Source organism: Nocardiopsis changdeensis (assembly GCF_018316655.1).
Taxonomy (GTDB): Bacteria; Actinomycetota; Actinomycetes; order Streptosporangiales; family Streptosporangiaceae; genus Nocardiopsis; species Nocardiopsis changdeensis.
In genome coordinates, this window is sequence record NZ_CP074133.1 from 4,705,341 (window position 1) to 4,721,827 (window position 16,487).

The 16,487-nt window shown below is 71.8% G+C and carries 12 protein-coding genes and 1 pseudogene; 10 read left to right on the forward strand and 3 right to left on the reverse strand.

Annotation, left to right across the window (positions count from 1 at the left end; all coding sequences use genetic code 11):
- Positions 1–607 precede the first annotated feature (607 nt).
- Positions 608–700: pseudogene (locus KGD84_RS33840) on the forward strand (hypothetical protein); the annotation flags it as partial.
- A complete protein-coding gene (locus KGD84_RS21440; RefSeq protein ID WP_420910367.1) occupies positions 697–1,197 on the forward strand; it encodes a DUF6994 family protein in 501 nt (166 codons plus the stop codon). The pseudogene KGD84_RS33840 and the gene KGD84_RS21440, both read left to right, overlap by 4 nt.
- Positions 1,198–1,338: 141 nt before the next feature.
- On the opposite strand, the gene KGD84_RS21445 is transcribed toward KGD84_RS21440, so the two are convergent.
- Entirely contained in the window at positions 1,339–1,506 is a 168-nt protein-coding gene (locus KGD84_RS21445) for a hypothetical protein (protein WP_220562170.1), read from the reverse strand.
- A 281-nt stretch (positions 1,507–1,787) separates the two neighbouring features.
- On the opposite strand from KGD84_RS21445, the gene pglX reads away from it, so the two are divergent.
- A complete protein-coding gene (gene pglX / locus KGD84_RS21450) occupies positions 1,788–5,264 on the forward strand; it encodes a BREX-2 system adenine-specific DNA-methyltransferase PglX (protein ID WP_220562171.1) in 3,477 nt (1,158 codons plus the stop codon).
- 191 nt (positions 5,265–5,455) lie between these two features.
- Positions 5,456–6,502 carry a hypothetical protein gene (locus KGD84_RS21455; protein WP_220562172.1) on the forward strand — a complete coding sequence of 349 codons (1,047 nt, stop codon included), beginning with the start codon at positions 5,456–5,458 and terminating at the stop codon, positions 6,500–6,502.
- A 677-nt stretch (positions 6,503–7,179) separates the two neighbouring features.
- Here KGD84_RS21455 and KGD84_RS21460 read toward each other — a convergent pair.
- A complete protein-coding gene (locus tag KGD84_RS21460; RefSeq protein ID WP_255646728.1) occupies positions 7,180–8,529 on the reverse strand; it encodes an MFS transporter in 1,350 nt (449 codons plus the stop codon).
- Between the two features lie 40 nt (positions 8,530–8,569).
- Positions 8,570–9,514 (reverse strand): SDR family oxidoreductase, encoded by a 945-nt coding sequence (locus tag KGD84_RS21465; protein ID WP_220562173.1) that lies wholly within the window; start codon positions 9,512–9,514, stop codon positions 8,570–8,572.
- A gap of 887 nt (positions 9,515–10,401) precedes the next feature.
- Between KGD84_RS21465 and KGD84_RS21470 the strand changes: the two genes are divergently transcribed.
- The 6 genes from KGD84_RS21470 to KGD84_RS21495 all read left to right on the forward strand — a co-directional run bounded on the left by KGD84_RS21470 (position 10,402) and on the right by KGD84_RS21495 (position 16,408).
- Positions 10,402–10,617: a hypothetical protein gene (locus KGD84_RS21470; protein ID WP_220562174.1), complete on the forward strand. Its 216-nt coding sequence runs from the start codon at positions 10,402–10,404 to the stop codon at positions 10,615–10,617.
- An 84-nt stretch (positions 10,618–10,701) separates the two neighbouring features.
- Positions 10,702–11,265, forward strand: coding sequence for a MauE/DoxX family redox-associated membrane protein (locus tag KGD84_RS21475; protein ID WP_220562175.1), 564 nt, complete (start codon positions 10,702–10,704; stop codon positions 11,263–11,265).
- Positions 11,266–11,280: 15 nt separating this feature from the next.
- Positions 11,281–11,838: a TlpA family protein disulfide reductase gene (locus tag KGD84_RS21480; RefSeq protein WP_220562176.1), complete on the forward strand. Its 558-nt coding sequence runs from the start codon at positions 11,281–11,283 to the stop codon at positions 11,836–11,838.
- Positions 11,838–13,772, forward strand: coding sequence for an ABC transporter ATP-binding protein (locus KGD84_RS21485; protein WP_220562177.1), 1,935 nt, complete (start codon positions 11,838–11,840; stop codon positions 13,770–13,772). The genes KGD84_RS21480 and KGD84_RS21485 overlap by 1 nt, the downstream gene beginning before the upstream one ends.
- Positions 13,769–14,263, forward strand: a complete 495-nt coding sequence (locus tag KGD84_RS21490; RefSeq protein ID WP_220562178.1) for a S24/S26 family peptidase — start codon at positions 13,769–13,771, stop codon at positions 14,261–14,263. Before KGD84_RS21485 ends, KGD84_RS21490 begins: the two co-directional genes overlap by 4 nt.
- 552 nt (positions 14,264–14,815) lie before the next feature.
- Positions 14,816–16,408 carry a hypothetical protein gene (locus KGD84_RS21495; RefSeq protein WP_220562179.1) on the forward strand — a complete coding sequence of 531 codons (1,593 nt, stop codon included), beginning with the start codon at positions 14,816–14,818 and terminating at the stop codon, positions 16,406–16,408.
- Positions 16,409–16,487: the final 79 nt, after the last annotated feature.

Here is a 16,487-nt window from a genome sequence, read left to right on the forward strand (position 1 = left end):
CCGGATGGACCAGATCTCGTCCCCGTGAGAACCGGGGAGCCCAATTCGCCGAGGCGCACACGCTCCTGCCGTTGGGCAGCCCCGGGAAGGTCCAGGACCTCCAAGGGCCGTCGTACATCTTCGACCTTCTCACCGACCTCCGCATCGGAGCCTGACCCGGCCGCCCAAGAGACCGGCGCGCCCCGCAGCGGGCGATGCGGCGAACGAGTCCCGATGACAGGATCACCGTGGCGCCTCTGTTTCTCCGGCAAGCCGACACCGAGGCCGGGCACCACAGAAAGGGAGCGCAGGGGTCACCGACGAACGAGACCTGATCGGGTACGACGAACCCCGTGTCTTGGGCGAGGTCTTCCCCGACCGGAACACCGTCGGCCCTGGCCACCTAAGGTGCTCCACATGCGGGACCGTCCTGGCCGCCGACCGGTTGACCATCATCAAGCACCACCACGCGCGGTGTACGAAAGCGCAGCTGCGGATCTACTGCCCCGACCATGCCTCCCGCGCCCAGGAACGCGTCGGAGGCGGTGCGCCCGGATCTGCACCCGACCGCCGAACAGATCACAGCCGGCCGATGACCCCCTGATCGACACGACATACGACCACCGACATTCCCGTGGGTAAGGCCCCTGAGGCCCACAACGACACCCTGCGCCTCTACCACCGGACGCTCTGGATCAGGGAACTTCCGGACGGAACGTGCTTCGATCTCGCCGATGGGAGTCGGCGGGTTATCCCATTTACGAGTCGGACCAAGGCGGCTTCTGGCTCAGCAGCGACACCGTCGTCTCCATGTTCCCGCACAAGACCCGGGCCGTCGTCACGGAGCTCGATGACGGGAAGTTCAAGACGTTCTGGAACCTGGGCTACACGGTCGGCGGGGTGATGATCTGGCCGGGCAACAGGGCCGGGAACAAGCAGACGATCAGCAGCGCCCGCGGCTTCCCTCCCCGGCTCTCCGACCGGTTCGACCTCACCGTCGAGTGCGTCCGCCGCCGCTACACGGGCGGGCGGAGCCCACTCGGCGACGTCCTCATCCGGCACGCCGAGTTCTTCGCCTTGTTCGAGACCTTCCAGGGGCTCATCGACCACTTCCTCCTCCGCGACCTGCGCAAGGGGGACCGGATCAGGTTCGCGATGCCGTTCGACGACTCCGCCCTGCCGTCAGTGCCACAGGACCTGGCGACCTACCCGCGATAGGACTCCCCGGGAACATCGGGGGTTGACCGGAAACTCTTCCCTCCTCGGAGGTCGGACCTGGTGACCGGATCCTTGGGGGCGCTCAGCCGGCCCGTCGTTCTCGGGCCGGGGCCGCGGTCCGCGGCCCCGGCGGGTTCCCGGTCATAGGACCGCGAAGACGACGCCGACCATGGCGATCAGTGCGGTCATCGTGGCGAGGAACGTGGTGAAGGACGCGCGCAGCGCGGCCGACCACGACTTCTTCTCCTCTCGGGTGAGCAGCATGGCGATCACGGCGAACAGCAGCGCCAGACAGGCGGCGATGGCCATGCAAATGAGAACCGCGGCGAGCTTGACAGGCATGTGTCTGCGACCTCTGTTCATTTGTGAGTTACGGAGAGCGACGAACTGGGGGTGTGGTGCGGCGCACCCGAGCGGGCCACAGCACGGGCGGGTTCTACGTCTACAACGGTACCAATCAGCTGCAGCACGCACAACTATTTACCGCACTCAATAGATGCATTATCCTGAACAAGGCCGACCGGATACCTCTCCCGCCATCGGGAGAGCCGATCTGACCAGGTATTTCGAGGGACGAGGAGACGGTTCGCGTGAATGAGACCCTGTCGCTGGGGCCACTCCGGCGCCTGGTGGGCATCGTCCGGGAGGGCCTTCGACCCGCGCCCACCGCCACCGGGGCAACAGAGCGGGACACTGAACACGCTGCCGTCCTGTGGGTGCTCGCCACCGCCTTCGTCGCTTTCTGTGAGGACATCGGGCTCGTGGAGCACACGTCCCTGACCCGGACGGACGTGCCGGCCGACCTCCCGACCGCCAGCCCCCTACAGGTCATCGAGCGGTCCATGAACGAGGCGGTCGAAGCGCACCCCGTTCTCGGCGAGGTCTTCCACGGCGCAGGCACATGGCGAGAGCACCGGCCGGACGAGGCCACGGCCCGGCACCTGGTGGCCTTCTGGCGCAACGGGAAACGCGCGCCTCTGGGATCGGTGCCGATCCCCTCGGCCACCGGCGCCGGACCGGACACCACCCTCTTCGAGATCCTCTACCAGAACCTCTCCGAGGACTCACGCAAGGCCTACGCCCTGCAGAGCACTCCCGACTTCGTCATCGACCTGGTTCTCGACCGTTCCCTGGGGCGGGCCCTCAAGGAGACCGACAGCGTCACCGAGCACGGGTTGCGCTACATCGACCCCGCCTGCGGTTCCGGCGGGTTCCTCCTGAACGCGTTCCGCCGGGTGTTGGAAAGGATTCGCGAGGAAAGGCCGGACCTGCCCGGGGGCGAGGCGATCGCCCTGGCCCTGGCCTGCGTCCACGGTTGCGACCTCAGCCCGATCGCCGTCATGGTCAGCCGCTTCCGCCTCGCGGTCGAAGTGCTCGGGCAGGCCCGTAACGCCTCCCCCGAGGCCGAGCGGGAGTGGCGGCTCCTCGTCGCCGAGGCGGACTCACTGCTGGAAGGGCCCGGCGCACCCGTGGTCCTGGGCTGGCCCTGGGCCGGAAACGGGGATCTCGCCCTCCTGAACCTGACCACGGGCGCGAACATCCTGCGGCGTTCCAGCTACGACGCGGTGGCCACCAACCCTCCCTACATCGTCCCAGGGGACCAGGACGCGACGAAGGCCTACCGCGAGGGCTATCGGAGCGCGCGATCCGGTGCTTTCACCCTGAACGCCCCTTTCACCGAGTGCGCCTTCTCCCTGGCCCGCTCGGGTGGGTACGTCGGCCTGCTGACGGCGAGCGCCTTCGCCAAGCGGGAATTCGGCAGGCCCCTGGTCGAGCGATTCCTCCCCACGGTGCAGATCAGCGACATCATCGACACCTCCGGCGCCTACATCCCCGGCCATGGCATACCGACGCTCATCCTCACCGGGCGCAACCGGGAACCCTCCCCGGGCTCACGCGTCACCGTCGTCAACTGTGAGCGCGGCGAGCCCTCCGCCCCGGACGACCCGGGCCAGGGCAGGGTGTGGACCTCCCTCAAGGAGCGACTCGCCAAGGTTCCCAGCGAGGACGCCTGGACGTCCTCCCACGAACGCCCACAGGATGATTTCCGGACCCACCCCTGGCTTCTCAGCCCGCCCCGGACCGAAGCCGTGTTCCGCTCCCTGCGCTCGGACACACTGCTGAGCGACCACGTCCACCGCATCGGCTACATCGCCAGCACCGGAGCGGACGAGCTGTTCTCCGCGTCCCCCGCCTCGATGCGCCGTTGGGAGGTGGAGGCGGAGGCGACCATCGACCTGGTCACCGGTTCGGAGGTTCGCGACTGGCAGGTCCGCAGCGACCTGAAGGCCTTTTTCCCCCGCACGTGGGAAGAGCGCACGAAACTCGTCGACCTGCGGGACCTTCCCGGGCACCTCAGGCGGTTGTGGCCCTATCAGAGGGTGCTCGCCAACCGGTCCAGGATCAACCCGAAGAAATGGTACGACTGGCATCAGTTGACGACCAACCGAAACGTGTCCTCATGGTCGATCATCTTCCCCTGGGTGGCCACCCACACCCACTTCGCCCTGAACCGGGACGTGAACGCGCCGCTGAATTCGGCTCCGGTCATCGAACTGCCCACCTCCATCACCGAAGAGACGGCCCTGGCGCTACTCGGGGTGCTCAACAGTTCGACCGTGTGCTTCTGGATGAAGCAGGTCAGCCGGAGCAAGGGCAACCCCAGGGGCGACCAGCTCAGGTCGGGGGAGGGCTGGGAGGCGATCTACGAGTTCACCTCATCGCGTATGCGTGAACTGCCCCTGCCCGCTCTCACCGAGGCGGAGATACCCCGGGAACTCGACTCGCTGGCGCGCGAGCTCCTCACCCTGCGCGCCGAGGTCGAGGATGCCGGAACACCCCCGACCGGAGAGCGCATCGCGGTACTGGGCCGAGAGTGGCGCTCCATCCTGGGGCGTATGGTCCTGCTCCAGGAGGAGCTCGACTGGCGGGTCTACGAGTCGTACGGGATCGTTCCCACCGGGAGCATCCCCCATGTTCCCCTCGACTCGTTGCCCGAAGGGATCGTTCAGGGAGAACGGGCCTTCGAGTTCGCACTGGCCCGGGAGCAGGACGAGGCTCCCGAGGCCTTCGAGGAGAGCGAGTGGTTCGCGAGGAACGCCATCAGCCGCTCCACGACTCCGCCCGCCCACTGGCCGTCCGATTACCGCCGGGTCGTGCTCGCGCGCATCGACGCCCTACGTAACGACCCTGCGCTCCGTGTGCTGGAACGACCGGACTTCAAACACCGGTGGGCCACTCCCCCGTGGGAATCCGTGTGGCGCCCCGCAGTCGCCGCCTGGCTCCTACAGCGGTGCGAGAGCCGAGAGCTCTGGTACACACTGGGGACGGACGGGGTCGAGCGGCCGACCGTTCGGCCTCTCTCCGAGTTGATCGGGGCGCTGGAGAACGATCCGGACGTGATCGCCGCCGTCGAGACGCACAGCCCCGGATCCACCGTCAGGAAGGTGCTCGCCGCGCTGCTCGCGGAGGAACACGTCCCCTTCCTCGCAGCGCTCAGGTTTCGCGCTTCCGGCCTGCGCAAACACCGAGAATGGACGCGCTTGTGGGACCTGCAGTGGAGGTGGGAGAACCCTCCTCCGTCCGGTGACACCGCTGACGCCGATCCGTCGGGCGCGCCGTCGCCCCCCAAGTTCACCGCGGCCGATTTCCTCAGGAAGTCGTACTGGGCCAACCGAGGCAAATTCGACATGCCCAATGAACGGTTCACCTCCTACTCTCCCGACCCCTCCCCCGGGCTGTCCCCCACCAGCATGCTCGGATGGGCCGGATGGGACGCGCGTGACCGCGCCTGGGCACTGGTGGACATCGTCGAACGGAACCTGGCGACACCCCAGGCCCCCACGCAGACCGTGGTCCCCCTGCTCGCAGGCCTGGCCGAGATACTGCCCTGGGTCGACCGCGTCGGGGCCGGAATCGGCCCGCGCCGTTCGCACAGAGACGGCGTCGAACTGAGGCGAAGGTTCGCAGAGTACCTGAACAGGTTGGAGCTGACCGAGGAACAGGTCTCCGCATGGGCACCGCCTCCCCCGCGCCGTGGGCGTCCGCCCAAGCGGACCGAGAGCTGAGCGTCTCCATGCACAGGGCCATCTGACCGGTACCGGCACATCAGACACGAACAGCGGCCGACGAGTGGGGGCGGATGCAACCGTCACCCGCCCCTTTCGGAGACGGCCCGGTCCTCTGCGGCGGCCCCGGCTTCGGCCCGGGTCGAGGATGAGCAGTACCGTGCCGGGGAATGCACAACGCTAGGGGCACGATGCAGGAGACCCGTCTGCTGGGCGAGGAGTGGAGAGGGGCATGCCTTCAGCTGGTCCAGGACACCTTGCTGGTCGTCATGGAGGACGAGCGCGAGGACGCCCGTCTCACCGATCTCTTCCTCGCGGTCGCCTTCGACCTGAGGAGCCGCCGCCCCCTGGGCCCCATGAACTCTTTCGGATCCCCGGTCCACCTGGTCGGCCTTCCCGCTCTCGCTCCCACCCCGGTCCTGGCGTCCGCCACCGCCGAGACCCTGACGATCACCGACATGCGCAACGGCTCCGTTCTGAAGACCTTCCCCCTACCTGATACAGGGACGGGGAAACGATCCTTTGACGGGTACCACCTGGCCATGGGCCACCACGGCGGCCGTGACCTGCTCTTCCTGCACCAAGCCGGGGAGGGGCACCACCATTCGGTGTCAGCTGTGGACCTTGCCACCGGAGAATCGCTCCCCGCCCTGGGATTCAACCACTGCCGTTACCGGGAAATCAGCGAGTGCCTCACTTTGCGGCACGGCTACCTGGTATGTCCTACAACCAAGGAGGTCGTCGAGGCCTGGGACTACGGCTTCGACACCATCGACAAGCCCTTCGTTCACGTACAACGGGCGGATGACGGCTCCCGGGTGGGCGAGGTCGGTCTCCACGGTTGGGTCCCCGAGGGCCGGGCCGTCGATATCGTTCGCGCGGCCGGGAACACCTACCTCGCCGAAGCCGAGGACATAGTCACCCTGCCCGATCTGGAGCCGGTGTTCTCGGCGGGGGATCCGTGGGCTGTGGTGTCGCGGGTGACCGAGTGGGACGGACGCCCGGTCGCCGTCATCGTCCAGGAGAGAAACCGCCCACAGGAGCTTCCGGGGCTGTTGTACCTCCTGTTCCTGGACACGAAAACCCCGCAGAAGATCGTCCTGCCCTGGCCGGCCCCGCCACGGGTACACGACCTTCTGGCCACCCCTGACGGCACAATCGTGGTCTCATCCGCCGCGGGCGTCCACGTGCTCGACGTGGATCCCTCCGAGGCCGCCCGCACCAACCCACCGAAGTGAGCCAGCCGGTATCGGAGCGGGTCCGGTCCCCAGACGAACGGCCGACGGTGTTCCGGTTTCCTCTCCCAGTGAGGCACGGCGCTGCGCTGCGACCCCGAGTGTCCTCAACCCCGCACCAGGGACGAACCGGAACCGCAGGGCCGAAGGCTTCTGCTGCTAGGGTTCCGGCCCGGTGAAGCCCATCACGCCGATGTGCTCGTTCGGGGTCTGGTAGAGGATCGCGCGACCCGGTAACCGTCCGCCGCCAACCGGAGCACAAAAGCCAGGTCCCGGCGCGGATCGGTCGAACCCCGCCATGTCCTCTACTTCTCTCTGCCCGTGTCGTGGTTCTCGAAGCCGTGCACAACGGCCCAGCAGGTGGGGTGCGGGGCCCACGAAGCGAGTGCTCCGCGGGTGCCCTGTGCATTCCTGGCGGCACATTGTCCCTGCTTTCACCGCCGGTTCTCGTTCGTTCCAGTCCGCTCGGCCGACGGGCGAGGCGGTGAGGACGGGGGCCGGTACGAGGAGGGAAAAGGCAGGTGCGGAACCGGGGCGAGACGTCGGTGTCGACGCGCGTGGTCTTCGATCGGTCCCGTATTCGCGAGCTTGAGAGAGGTGCGGGTCACCAGAGGGGACGTTGGTGGAGGAGTTCGGTGTGGGGCGTCCGCCCGGGCGGGGTGGCCGGGCGGGTGGGGCGGTCAGGTGTGGGGGCGGGCCCGGGGGCGGTCGGGGTGGCCGCTGCCGGCGATGTCGCTGAGGACCTCGGCGGCGGCGAGTTCGTCGCGGGCGGCGAGGCGGTCGAAGCCGTCGACGGCCGGGTGGGCGTAGGGGCCCAGGGTCGCGATGAGGACGGCGCCGGCGACGAGGACGCCCATGAGGACGGGGATGACGGGGTCGTAGGAGCCCAGCAGGTCGTAGCCGAGCCCGAGGAGGAGGGGTCCCAGCGCGCTGCCGAGGAGGAACGCGGCCTGGACCAGGCCCAGGATCCGGCCGAAGTGGCGGGTGCCCAGGTAGCGGGTGATGAGCAGGGCGAGCAGGTCGCCCTCGATGCCGAAGGCGACGCCGATGAAGGCGACCGCGACCGCGGCGGCGCCGAAGGGCGGTTCCAGAAAGAGCATGCCGGCGATGGGGGCGAGGATCACGATCGGGCCGACGACGGTCGCGTGCACGCGGTCGAGGAGGAGGCCGCCGACGACCCGGCCCACGAGCGAGGCGAGGCCGAAGACGACCAGCAGGGTGGCCGCCTGTTCGGGGGCGAGCCCGCGGTCGGTCATCATCGGCACGAGGTGGACCTGGAGGCCGTAGACGACGACCCCGACCAGGCCCAGGCCGAGGGCGACGGCCCAGAACCGCCGGGTGCGGAGCGCCTCGCCGACGGTCAGGCCGGGGAATTCGAGGCTGACGTCGCGTCCGCGGGACCGGGTCTCCCGGACGAGCCGTCCGCGGACGTGGTGTTCGGCGCGGGCGCGCACGAACAGGGTGACCATCGTGACCGACACCAGGACGGAGACCAGGGCCATGAGGCCGTACGCCGACCGCCATCCGACGTTCTCGATGAGCGCTCCGGCCAGCAGCGGGGCCAGGGCCGAGCCCAGTCCGATGATGCCCGTCACGACCCCGACGGCGAGGGCGCGGTTGTTGTCGAACCAGCTCACCACCGCCCGGGTGGCGGGCACGGCCGTTCCGGCCCCGAAGAGGCCCACGAAGAAGCAGGGGACGAGGTAGGCCCACTCGATGGGCGGCACCAGGCCGATCAGCGCCATCGAGGCCGCGAACAGCACGAAGCCCGGCACGAGGATGTAGCGCGCGGCGAAGCGGTCCACGAGTTGTGCGACGACGACCAGGCCGATGGCCATCCCGACCGCCGCGACCGAGAACGCCCCGGTGACGGTGGTGCGGCCGAACCCGGTCTCCTCGGCGATCGGCAGTACGAACAGGCCGATGGTGGCCAGGTACATCTGGGGGCCGACGGCGTTGGCGGTGCCGCTGCCGATGATCACCCACCAGGGGCTTCTGGGGCGGGGCGGGCGGGGGGCTGTGGTGCTCATGCGGCCTCCGTGGGCTGTGGGGTGGCGGTGCGGGCGGCGGTCAGGAGGCGGGGAAGGCGACCTCGGTCAGTTCCTCCGAGGTCCGCCAGACGCGCGCGGCCTCCTGTTCGCTGCGCAGCGGCGGGTACAGCCGCTGCCGGGCCGGCGGGCCGCCGAGCCGGCCGGGGCCGGCGGGGCTGTAGAGCTCGCCTCGCCCGGCGTCGGGGACGGTCGCGGCCAGGAGGGCGGGCAGCTTCGCGGTCTCGAGGGTGCCCAGCAGGATCCCGCGGGCCGACAGGGCCCGGATCCGGCGGATGTGCGGGGTGTCCTCACTGCGGCCGAGCTCGGGGCGGGCGGCCAGCAGGCTGGTCGGGGCCACCCCGGGGTGGGAGAGGTTGCTGGTGATGCCCCAGCCGTGGGCCGTGCTGCGGCGGTCCAGTTCGAGGCCGAACAGCCCCAGCGCGATCTTGGACTGGCTGTACGCGCGCATCTCGTCGTAGGAGCGCTGCCAGTTCAGGTCCCCCCAGTTGACGGCGCCCCGCCGCGCGGCCACGCTGATCTGCGAAGTGACCCGGGCCCGGCCGGCGCGCAGCAGCGGGAGGAGGCGGGCGACCAGGGCGAAGTGGCCGAGGTGGTTGGTGCCGAACTGCAGCTCGAACCCGTCCGCCGTGGTCTGCCGCCCCGGGGGCCGCATCACGCCGGCGTTGTTGATGAGGATGTGGATCGGCCGGGCCTCCCGACGCAGGGTGTCGCCGAGGGTCGCGACCGAGTCGAGCGAGGACAGGTCGAGGCTGCGCAGCGAGACGTCGGCGCCGGGCGCGGTGTTCCGGATCTCGGCGATCGCGGCCGCGCCCTTGTCCGGGTTGCGGACCGGCATGATCACCTCGGCGCCCGCCGCGGCGAGCTGGAGGGCCATTCCCAGGCCCATCCCGTCGCTCGCGCCGGTGACGACGGCGCGCTTCCCGGTCAGGTCCGGCATGGTGATGTGGATGGGTCGGCGTGGCATGGTCCTGCTCCTCGGTGTCGTGGTCGCGGGGCGGTCGGCGGGCTGTCGCCGCCGGGGCCCGGGGTCTTCGGCCCGTGCGGGCGGTGCCGGTGCGGGCGGTCGCGCCGCCGGTGCCGCCGGGGGCGCCGGTCGTGGTCTCCCGCGGCCGGTCCGGCCCGGGGCCGGGTGGTGGTGGGCGACGCGTCCGATCGCGTCCCGGGGTCCCGTTCGAGCCGTGGCACCGATCCTGGGCGGGCGGCATGGGCCTATCCAGGACCTCGCGATCACAGGTTCGCCGGGCCTCCCCTGCGGTCCCTGCGGGGTTCGTCGCGGTCGGGGCACCGGGCCCGGGGGAACCCTCAGGGAGCCCGCGAGGAGCGAGTGGATGCCGACGGCGGTACGGGGGCGACCGGGGCCGGAATTCCCATCACCGTTCCGGTACCACGTCCCGAAAAACGCCGCACTCACGGATGATCACCGGGTTTCCCGAACTTTCCGAGGACCAGGGGGGAATGAAAAAGCGATACAGCCACTCGCTTTTTTATGTGCGCGGAGCCATCGGAACCGGACTCCGCTACGGAAACGCGTCGATACCCCGGGGGAGCGGGAAAGGCCCCCGCGCCAGGCCCGCCCGGCGCCGGGCGGCGACACCTCCCCAACCAGGCAAGGCCCCCGCCGCACCTCGGTTGATGGGATCATGGAATGCACGGTTCCACCGACCTCTGTTCCCGCCGGTCCCGCCGTTTCCACTGTTTCGAATGTTTCTGCGGTTTCTGTTGTTCCTGCAGTTCCCGTTGCCCGTGTTAACTTCTGGAGACCGAGCCAACGAACCTGGCGCAATTGGACATTCAACCTTTAAGGTTCTGCCATCACCCCGCAGTAGGGCGTGGTGAGAGAAAGGTTGTCCCATGAAGGCATCCCCCCTCCTTCGTTTCGCCGACCGGATCCTCGAACGCTTCACCCCCCGGGCCGAGGCCCAGGCGGCCGCCGCCCCGTGCGGCTACCAGTACCGCTGCGTCAGCAGCACCTGTCCCCGGCGCGTGTACCGGCAGCGCCGCGAGTGCTGCCTGCAGGGCGGCGATGCCCGTTGCAGCTCGTGGGTGACCATCGCCTGCGACTGCTGACCCCTGGTCGGCGCGGTCCCGCCGCAGGGCGGGGCCGCGCCCGCCCCTCCTCCCCCGCCCCCGCGAACCGTGAAGCGGACCCCCTTGCTCGTACTCACCACGTTCTTCCTGCAGACCGCGGTCGCCGGGATCCTCCTCACCTCCGGGCTGTCCAAGGTCCGCGGTGACGCCAACCTCCGGACCTGGGCGGACCTGGCCGAACGCCTTCGTGTCCCGCGCTTCCCCGCCCGTGCCGCCTCCCTCGCGCACGTCGCGGTCGAACTGCTCGTGGGCGCCGCCCTGCTCGCCGGGGCGTGGGCGAGGGTGCCCGCCCTCATCGCGGCCACCGTTCTGTTCACGGCCTTCGCCCTGCTCGCCCTGTACTCCGTACGCGCGGAGAAGGCCGTCACGTGCTCGTGCTTCGGCAAGGCCGAATCCGCGCTGGGGTGGCCGCACGTGTGGCGCAACGCCGTACTGACCGTGCTCGCCGCCGCCGGCCTGGGGTGCTCCCTCGCGCTCGGCCCCGCGCTTCCGCCCCCAGGCGGAGCGGCGGTGATGCTGGCGGCCGCCGTCGCGGTCACGGCGGTGACGTTCTACTTCGACGACCTCGTCGACCTCTTCGGCCCCGGGGCGGGCGGCACGCCGTCCGCGCCCCTCCCCCACGCATAGAACCTGGAGAACGTGATGGGAGTCCTCGTCGCGGCGGTCGTGGTACTGACCGCTCTCACGCTGTTCAACCTGGTGCTGACCATGGCGCTGGTGCGCCGCCTGCGCCAACTGGAGGCCCCCGGGCGGGGAGGGGCGTTCCCCGAGTTCCCGGACCTGGAGGAGGTCCCGGCCGGCCGGCCCGTCCCGGACTTCACCGCCACGACCAGGGACGGGGTCGAGATCTCCGCCAAGGAGCGGCTCGGCGACCGGGCGGTGTACGCGTTCTTCGACACGAGCTGCGGCACCTGCAAGAAGCAGCTCCAGCCCCTGGTGGACTTCGCCCGGCGGGCGGGCCTGTCCCCCGAGCAGGTCATCGCGTTCGTGGGGCACGAGGACCCCGAGGCCGACGCGGACGCCTACACCTCCGTCCTGGAGGGGCACGCCACCATCGTCATGCAGAGCCTCGGCGACGAGGTCGGCCTGGCGTTCTCCCCCGGCGGCATCCCCGCCGTCATCCTCGCCGACGCCGACGGTGTGGTGGTCCGCTCCGGTGTGGAGGTCAGGAGCGTCGCGGCCGCCTTCCTGGAGGCCTGATGCCCTCGGACGCGCCCGGGTCCGCCCCACGGGACGGGATGGGCCCGCGCGCCGCGTGTGCGCGGGCCCTCCGCTCGCTGGAGATCGCCTGGCGGGCGGCCCCCTGGTCGCTGGTCCTGTACTCCGTCCTGACGGTGGCGGCCGGCGTCCTCCCCGCCGGGGCCACCCTCGTCACCAAGTGGCTCCTGGACATCCTCCAGGCCGGTGACGGCGCCGAAGGCGTCCCGGGGCCGCTGGCGGAGGCGCCCCTGCTGCTCGTGGTGCTCCTCGGGATGTTCACCCTGGTCTCCGCGCTGTCCGAGTACGTGCTGACCTACCTGAGCTCGCGCCTGAAGCGCGCGGTGGCGCTGCTCGTGCAGGAGCGCCTGTACGGCGCGGTCGACCGGATCGCGGGGCTACGCCGGTTCGAGGACCCGGCGTTCCTGGACCGGTTGCGGATGGCGCAGACGGCGGCGACCACCGCTCCGGAGGAGATCCTCGGGTCGCTGTTCGGAACCGTGCGCTGGGCACTGACGATCACGGGCTTCCTCGGGATCCTCCTGACCATCAGCCCCGTGATCACCGCGATCACGGTGGTGTCCGCACTGCCGATGCTGTTCGTGCAGATGATGCTCGACCGCGAGCGGGCCGGGATGCTGTGGCGGATGAGTCCGCGCATGCGCCGGCAGATGTTCTACCAGCAGCTGATGCTGGACCCGGCGGCCATCAAGGAGACCCGCCTGTTCGGCGCCGGGGGGTTCCTGCTGCGGCGGATGCGCGGTGAGCTGCTCCGGATCAACGGCGCCGAGGAACGCCTGGACCGCAGAACGGTCCTCGGTCACGGGCCCCTGGCCCTGCTGGGCGCGCTGGTGTCGGCGGGCGGCCTGGTGTGGATGGTGGCGGGCGCGCTGCGCGGAGAGTTCACGATCGGCGACGTGTCGGCGTTCATCGCGGCGGTCGCGGGGGTCCAGTCGTCCCTGGGCGGCATCGTCGGGAGCCTGACCGGCGCCTACCAGGCCCTGCTGCTGATGGGCCACTACCAGGACGTCGTCTCCACCCCCTCCGACCTCCCGGTCCCGGCCGATCCGCGTCCCGTCGGGCGGCTGCGCGAGGGGATCGAGCTGGAGGACGTGTGGTTCCGGTACACCGACGACGGGCCGTGGGTGCTCCGGGGGGTGTCGCTGACCATCCCCGCGGAGGGGTCGCTGGCCCTGGTGGGGCTCAACGGCGCCGGCAAGAGCACCCTGGTCAAGCTCCTGTGCCGCATGTACGACCCGACCCGGGGCCGGGTGCTGTGGGATGGGACGGACCTGCGCGAGATGGACCTCGGCGCGCTGCGGAGCCGGATGAGCGCGGTCTTCCAGGACTTCATGTCGTACGAGCTGCCGGTACGGGAGAACATCGCGCTCGGGGCCCTGGAGGACGGGGACGACGGCGACCGGATCCGCGAGGCCGCCCGGACGGCCGGGGCGGACGGGTTCATCGGGGACCTGCCGCACGGGTACGACACGATGCTCTCCCGCGTCTTCTACCAGTCGGAGGACGGGGACGAGGACACGGAGTCGGGCACGACCCTGTCGGGCGGCCAGTGGCAGAAGCTCGCGATCGCGCGGTCGATGATGCGGCGGGGCCGGGACCTGCTGATCGTGGACGAGCCGACCTCGGGACTGGACCCGGAGGCCGAGCGGGAGGTCCAGGACCGGCTGCGGGCCCTGCGTACAGGGGCGGCGACGGTGATGATCTCCCACCGGCTGGGCGCGGTACGCGGAGCGGACCGGATCGTGGTCCTCGAGGACGGTGTGGTCACCGAGCGGGGCGACCACGGGGAGCTGATGGCCCGGGGCGGGGAGTACGCCCGGCTGTTCTCCCTCCAGGCGGAGGGGTACACCGGCGGCGACGCGCCCGGCGACGCACCCGGCGGCCCTCCCGCGGAACCGGACGAGGTGATGGCGTGATCGTGGTCGCGGTGCTGGGGCCGGCGGTGCTGGCGCTCGCCGCCCTGGGGGCGGCGGCCTGGCGGTTGCGCAGCCGCTACGTGGTGATCACGGTGCGGGGGACGAGCATGGAGCCGACCTACCGGCCCGGGGACCGGGTGCTGGTCCGGCGCGGCGTGTCCGGCATGGCGGCGGACGACGTGGTGGTCGTGGGCGAGCCCGACCCGGTGACCGGTTGGCGCGGGGCGGCCCCGTTGGACGGGAGGGTCGCCGGCCGGGGGTGGTACATCAAGCGGGTGGTCGCCCTGGGAGGCGACCGGTACCCGGTGGAGGTCGGCCTCCGGGGGGCGTGCCCGCGGGGGCACGTGGCGCTGCTGGGCGACAACGTGCTGAGCACGGACTCCCGGGTGCACGGGCCCTGCCCGGAGGGGCAGGTCCTGGGGGTGGTGGTCCGGCGGATGGCGTCCGTTTCCGGGGGGCAGGAGGCGGCGGGCGGGTCTCCCGGGGTGTGACGGGGGCCTGCGACCGGTCGGCACCGGGCAGGCGCGCCGCCGATGGAGCGGACGCGATGGGTGGGACCCGGCATGTGCCGAGTCCTGCAATCGGCCCACGCCGGGCAAGCGCGCCGTCGGCGGAGCGGAGGCGGGCGAGCCTCGGGATGTGCCGAGGTCTGCGACCGGCCCACGCCGGGCAGGCGCGCCGTCGGCGGAGCGGACGCGTATCGGAGCCGGTCGGCGCGGGCGGGGTTTCGGCCTACGGGGAGGGGCGGGTGCGGGTTGTTGCGGGGACCCGTGCCGGATAGGGGCGGACCGTTGCGGAATATGGGCTCGGATTGCACGAAACCGCCCCCGGAGCCGCCCCGCGGGCGGTAGAACGGTGGTCGTTGCGCGCGGTGACGCGGTCATCGCGGAAGGTGCGATGGAGCGGGGGCGGGAATGGTGTACGCGGGCACGGGCGGCGGTCGGCCGGTCCGGCCGCGGGTCGCCCCCGGGGGTGCGCACCCCTCGGCGGCGGGGACCGGCGGCGGCACCGGGGGTGTCGGCGAGTGTGCGGCCCGGGGGGTCGTGGCCGAACCCGGGTACGGCGGATTCGAGGAGTCGCTGCCGATGTCGGGCTGGGGCATGGGCGGCCGCGTCGCGTTCGCGCTGCCGGACGGGACGGGGCCGGCGCGGGCCGCCGCGCGGACCGTTCCCCTGTGCGACCTGCTGGACCTGGCCCGGTGGGTCTCCCCGTGCAGGCCGCTGACCCGTGCCGGAGCACTCGGCGCCGACGACGTGCGCGCCGCGGTGGAGGAGCTGGGTCTGTGGCCCGCGGTCACGGAGGCTGCCGCGGCCGATCGCGCCGACCGGTTGCGGAGGCTGGGCTGCGCCGGGGACCTGCCGGAGTTCGCCGCCCTGTGGCGTGCGGCGGTGGAGCTGGGGGTCATCGAGGTGGACTCCCGGGAGGCGCGCCCCGCCCCCGGGTTCGCGGACGGGCGGACCGATGGGCTCCTGCCCGTGTGGGAGGCCCTGTTCCTGTCGGCCGTCGAGGGCGACGAGGTCCCCGGGCGGGAGGTCGGCGGGGGCGAGGCCCTGCCGGCCGTCCTGCACGTGCTGCGGGAGGTGCCCGAGGGCACCGCGGTCCCGCTGACGCGGCTGGTCGACCTGGCGTGGCACCTGCGCCGCGGCCGCCGCCCGGCGGAGCCGGAGCGCCGGGCCCGCGCGGTGGCGGCCGAGACGGTGTACGCCGGTGTGGTGCGGTTGGCCCGGGTCGGGGCGGTCCGGCTGGTCGGGGCCTCCCCCGCCGGGCTCCTGGTCCCGCACCGGCTCGGCCGCGGGCGCTCGCCCCTGCCGCTCTGGCCGGGCGCCCAGGAGGCGGTGTCGACAGAGCCGGTCGACGGCGCGGTGGTGCTCACCGCGCTGGGGCGGCACGGGATGCGGTCGCTGGGGCCCGGGGACGGACCGCGTGGGGAACCGGTCTCCGGGGGCGCGGTGCCCGCCCCGCGCGCCGGGGCCGACCGGGGCGACGGGGTCGGCGCGTTCGGCGCAGGTGCCGGGGGCCGGGATGCCGGAGCCGCGGGGCGGGGCTCCGGTTCCGGGACCGCCGGTCTCCTCGACAGGCTGAGCGCCCTGCCCCCGCCCCGGCACGACGCCGAGATCGGGCCGTGGCTGGCTGAGCGTACGGCCGCCGAGGCGGTCCGGGACATCGCGGCCGCGGCCGCCGAGCCCGGGCCTCGGGGGGCGCTGCGCCGCACGGTCGGGGTGTCGGTGCTGGTCGCGGTGGGCGATGGGGCAGCGCCGGAGCTGCGCGCCCTGCTCGGATCCGCGAGCGCCGAGGTGGCCGGCCTGGCGGCCGGGGCGCTGATGGCCCTGCCCGGGACCCCGCCCGGGGAGCATCTGGACCTGCTCGCCGAGTACGGCCCCTGGTGGACGATCGACACGGTGTCCGGGCTGCTGGCCCTGGGCGAGGAGCATGTCGGGGAACTGCTCGGCCCCGGGTCCGGGGAGGGGACGGACGTCCTCGGCGAGATCCTCCTGTCCGGGCAGGAGCGGGTGTGGCGGGTGGACCACCCCGGGGCCCTGACGGCCCTGGAGGCGCTGGGCCGCCTGCATCCGGACGCCCGGGTCGCGAAGGCCGCGCGCCGGGCGGCGGACAGGGCCCGAGCCCGTCGGGGCTGAGGGGCGGGAGCGCGCGGGCCGGGCCGTTCCCCCGCACTCGGCCGGGCGTTCGTCGTCTCCCAGGGCGCCCGCCGCCGGG

Coding starts and splice junctions, on each gene's coding strand:
- KGD84_RS21470 (WP_220562174.1), top strand. CDS start 10,402: ATGAAGGCATCCCCCCTCCTTCGTTTCGCCGACCGGATCCTCGAACGC.
- KGD84_RS21465 (WP_220562173.1), bottom strand. CDS start 9,514: ATGCCACGCCGACCCATCCACATCACCATGCCGGACCTGACCGGGAAG.
- KGD84_RS21460 (WP_255646728.1), bottom strand. CDS start 8,529: ATGAGCACCACAGCCCCCCGCCCGCCCCGCCCCAGAAGCCCCTGGTGG.
- KGD84_RS21480 (WP_220562176.1), top strand. CDS start 11,281: ATGGGAGTCCTCGTCGCGGCGGTCGTGGTACTGACCGCTCTCACGCTG.
- KGD84_RS21485 (WP_220562177.1), top strand. CDS start 11,838: ATGCCCTCGGACGCGCCCGGGTCCGCCCCACGGGACGGGATGGGCCCG.
- KGD84_RS21445 (WP_220562170.1), bottom strand. CDS start 1,506: ATGGCCATCGCCGCCTGTCTGGCGCTGCTGTTCGCCGTGATCGCCATG.
- KGD84_RS21455 (WP_220562172.1), top strand. CDS start 5,456: ATGCAGGAGACCCGTCTGCTGGGCGAGGAGTGGAGAGGGGCATGCCTT.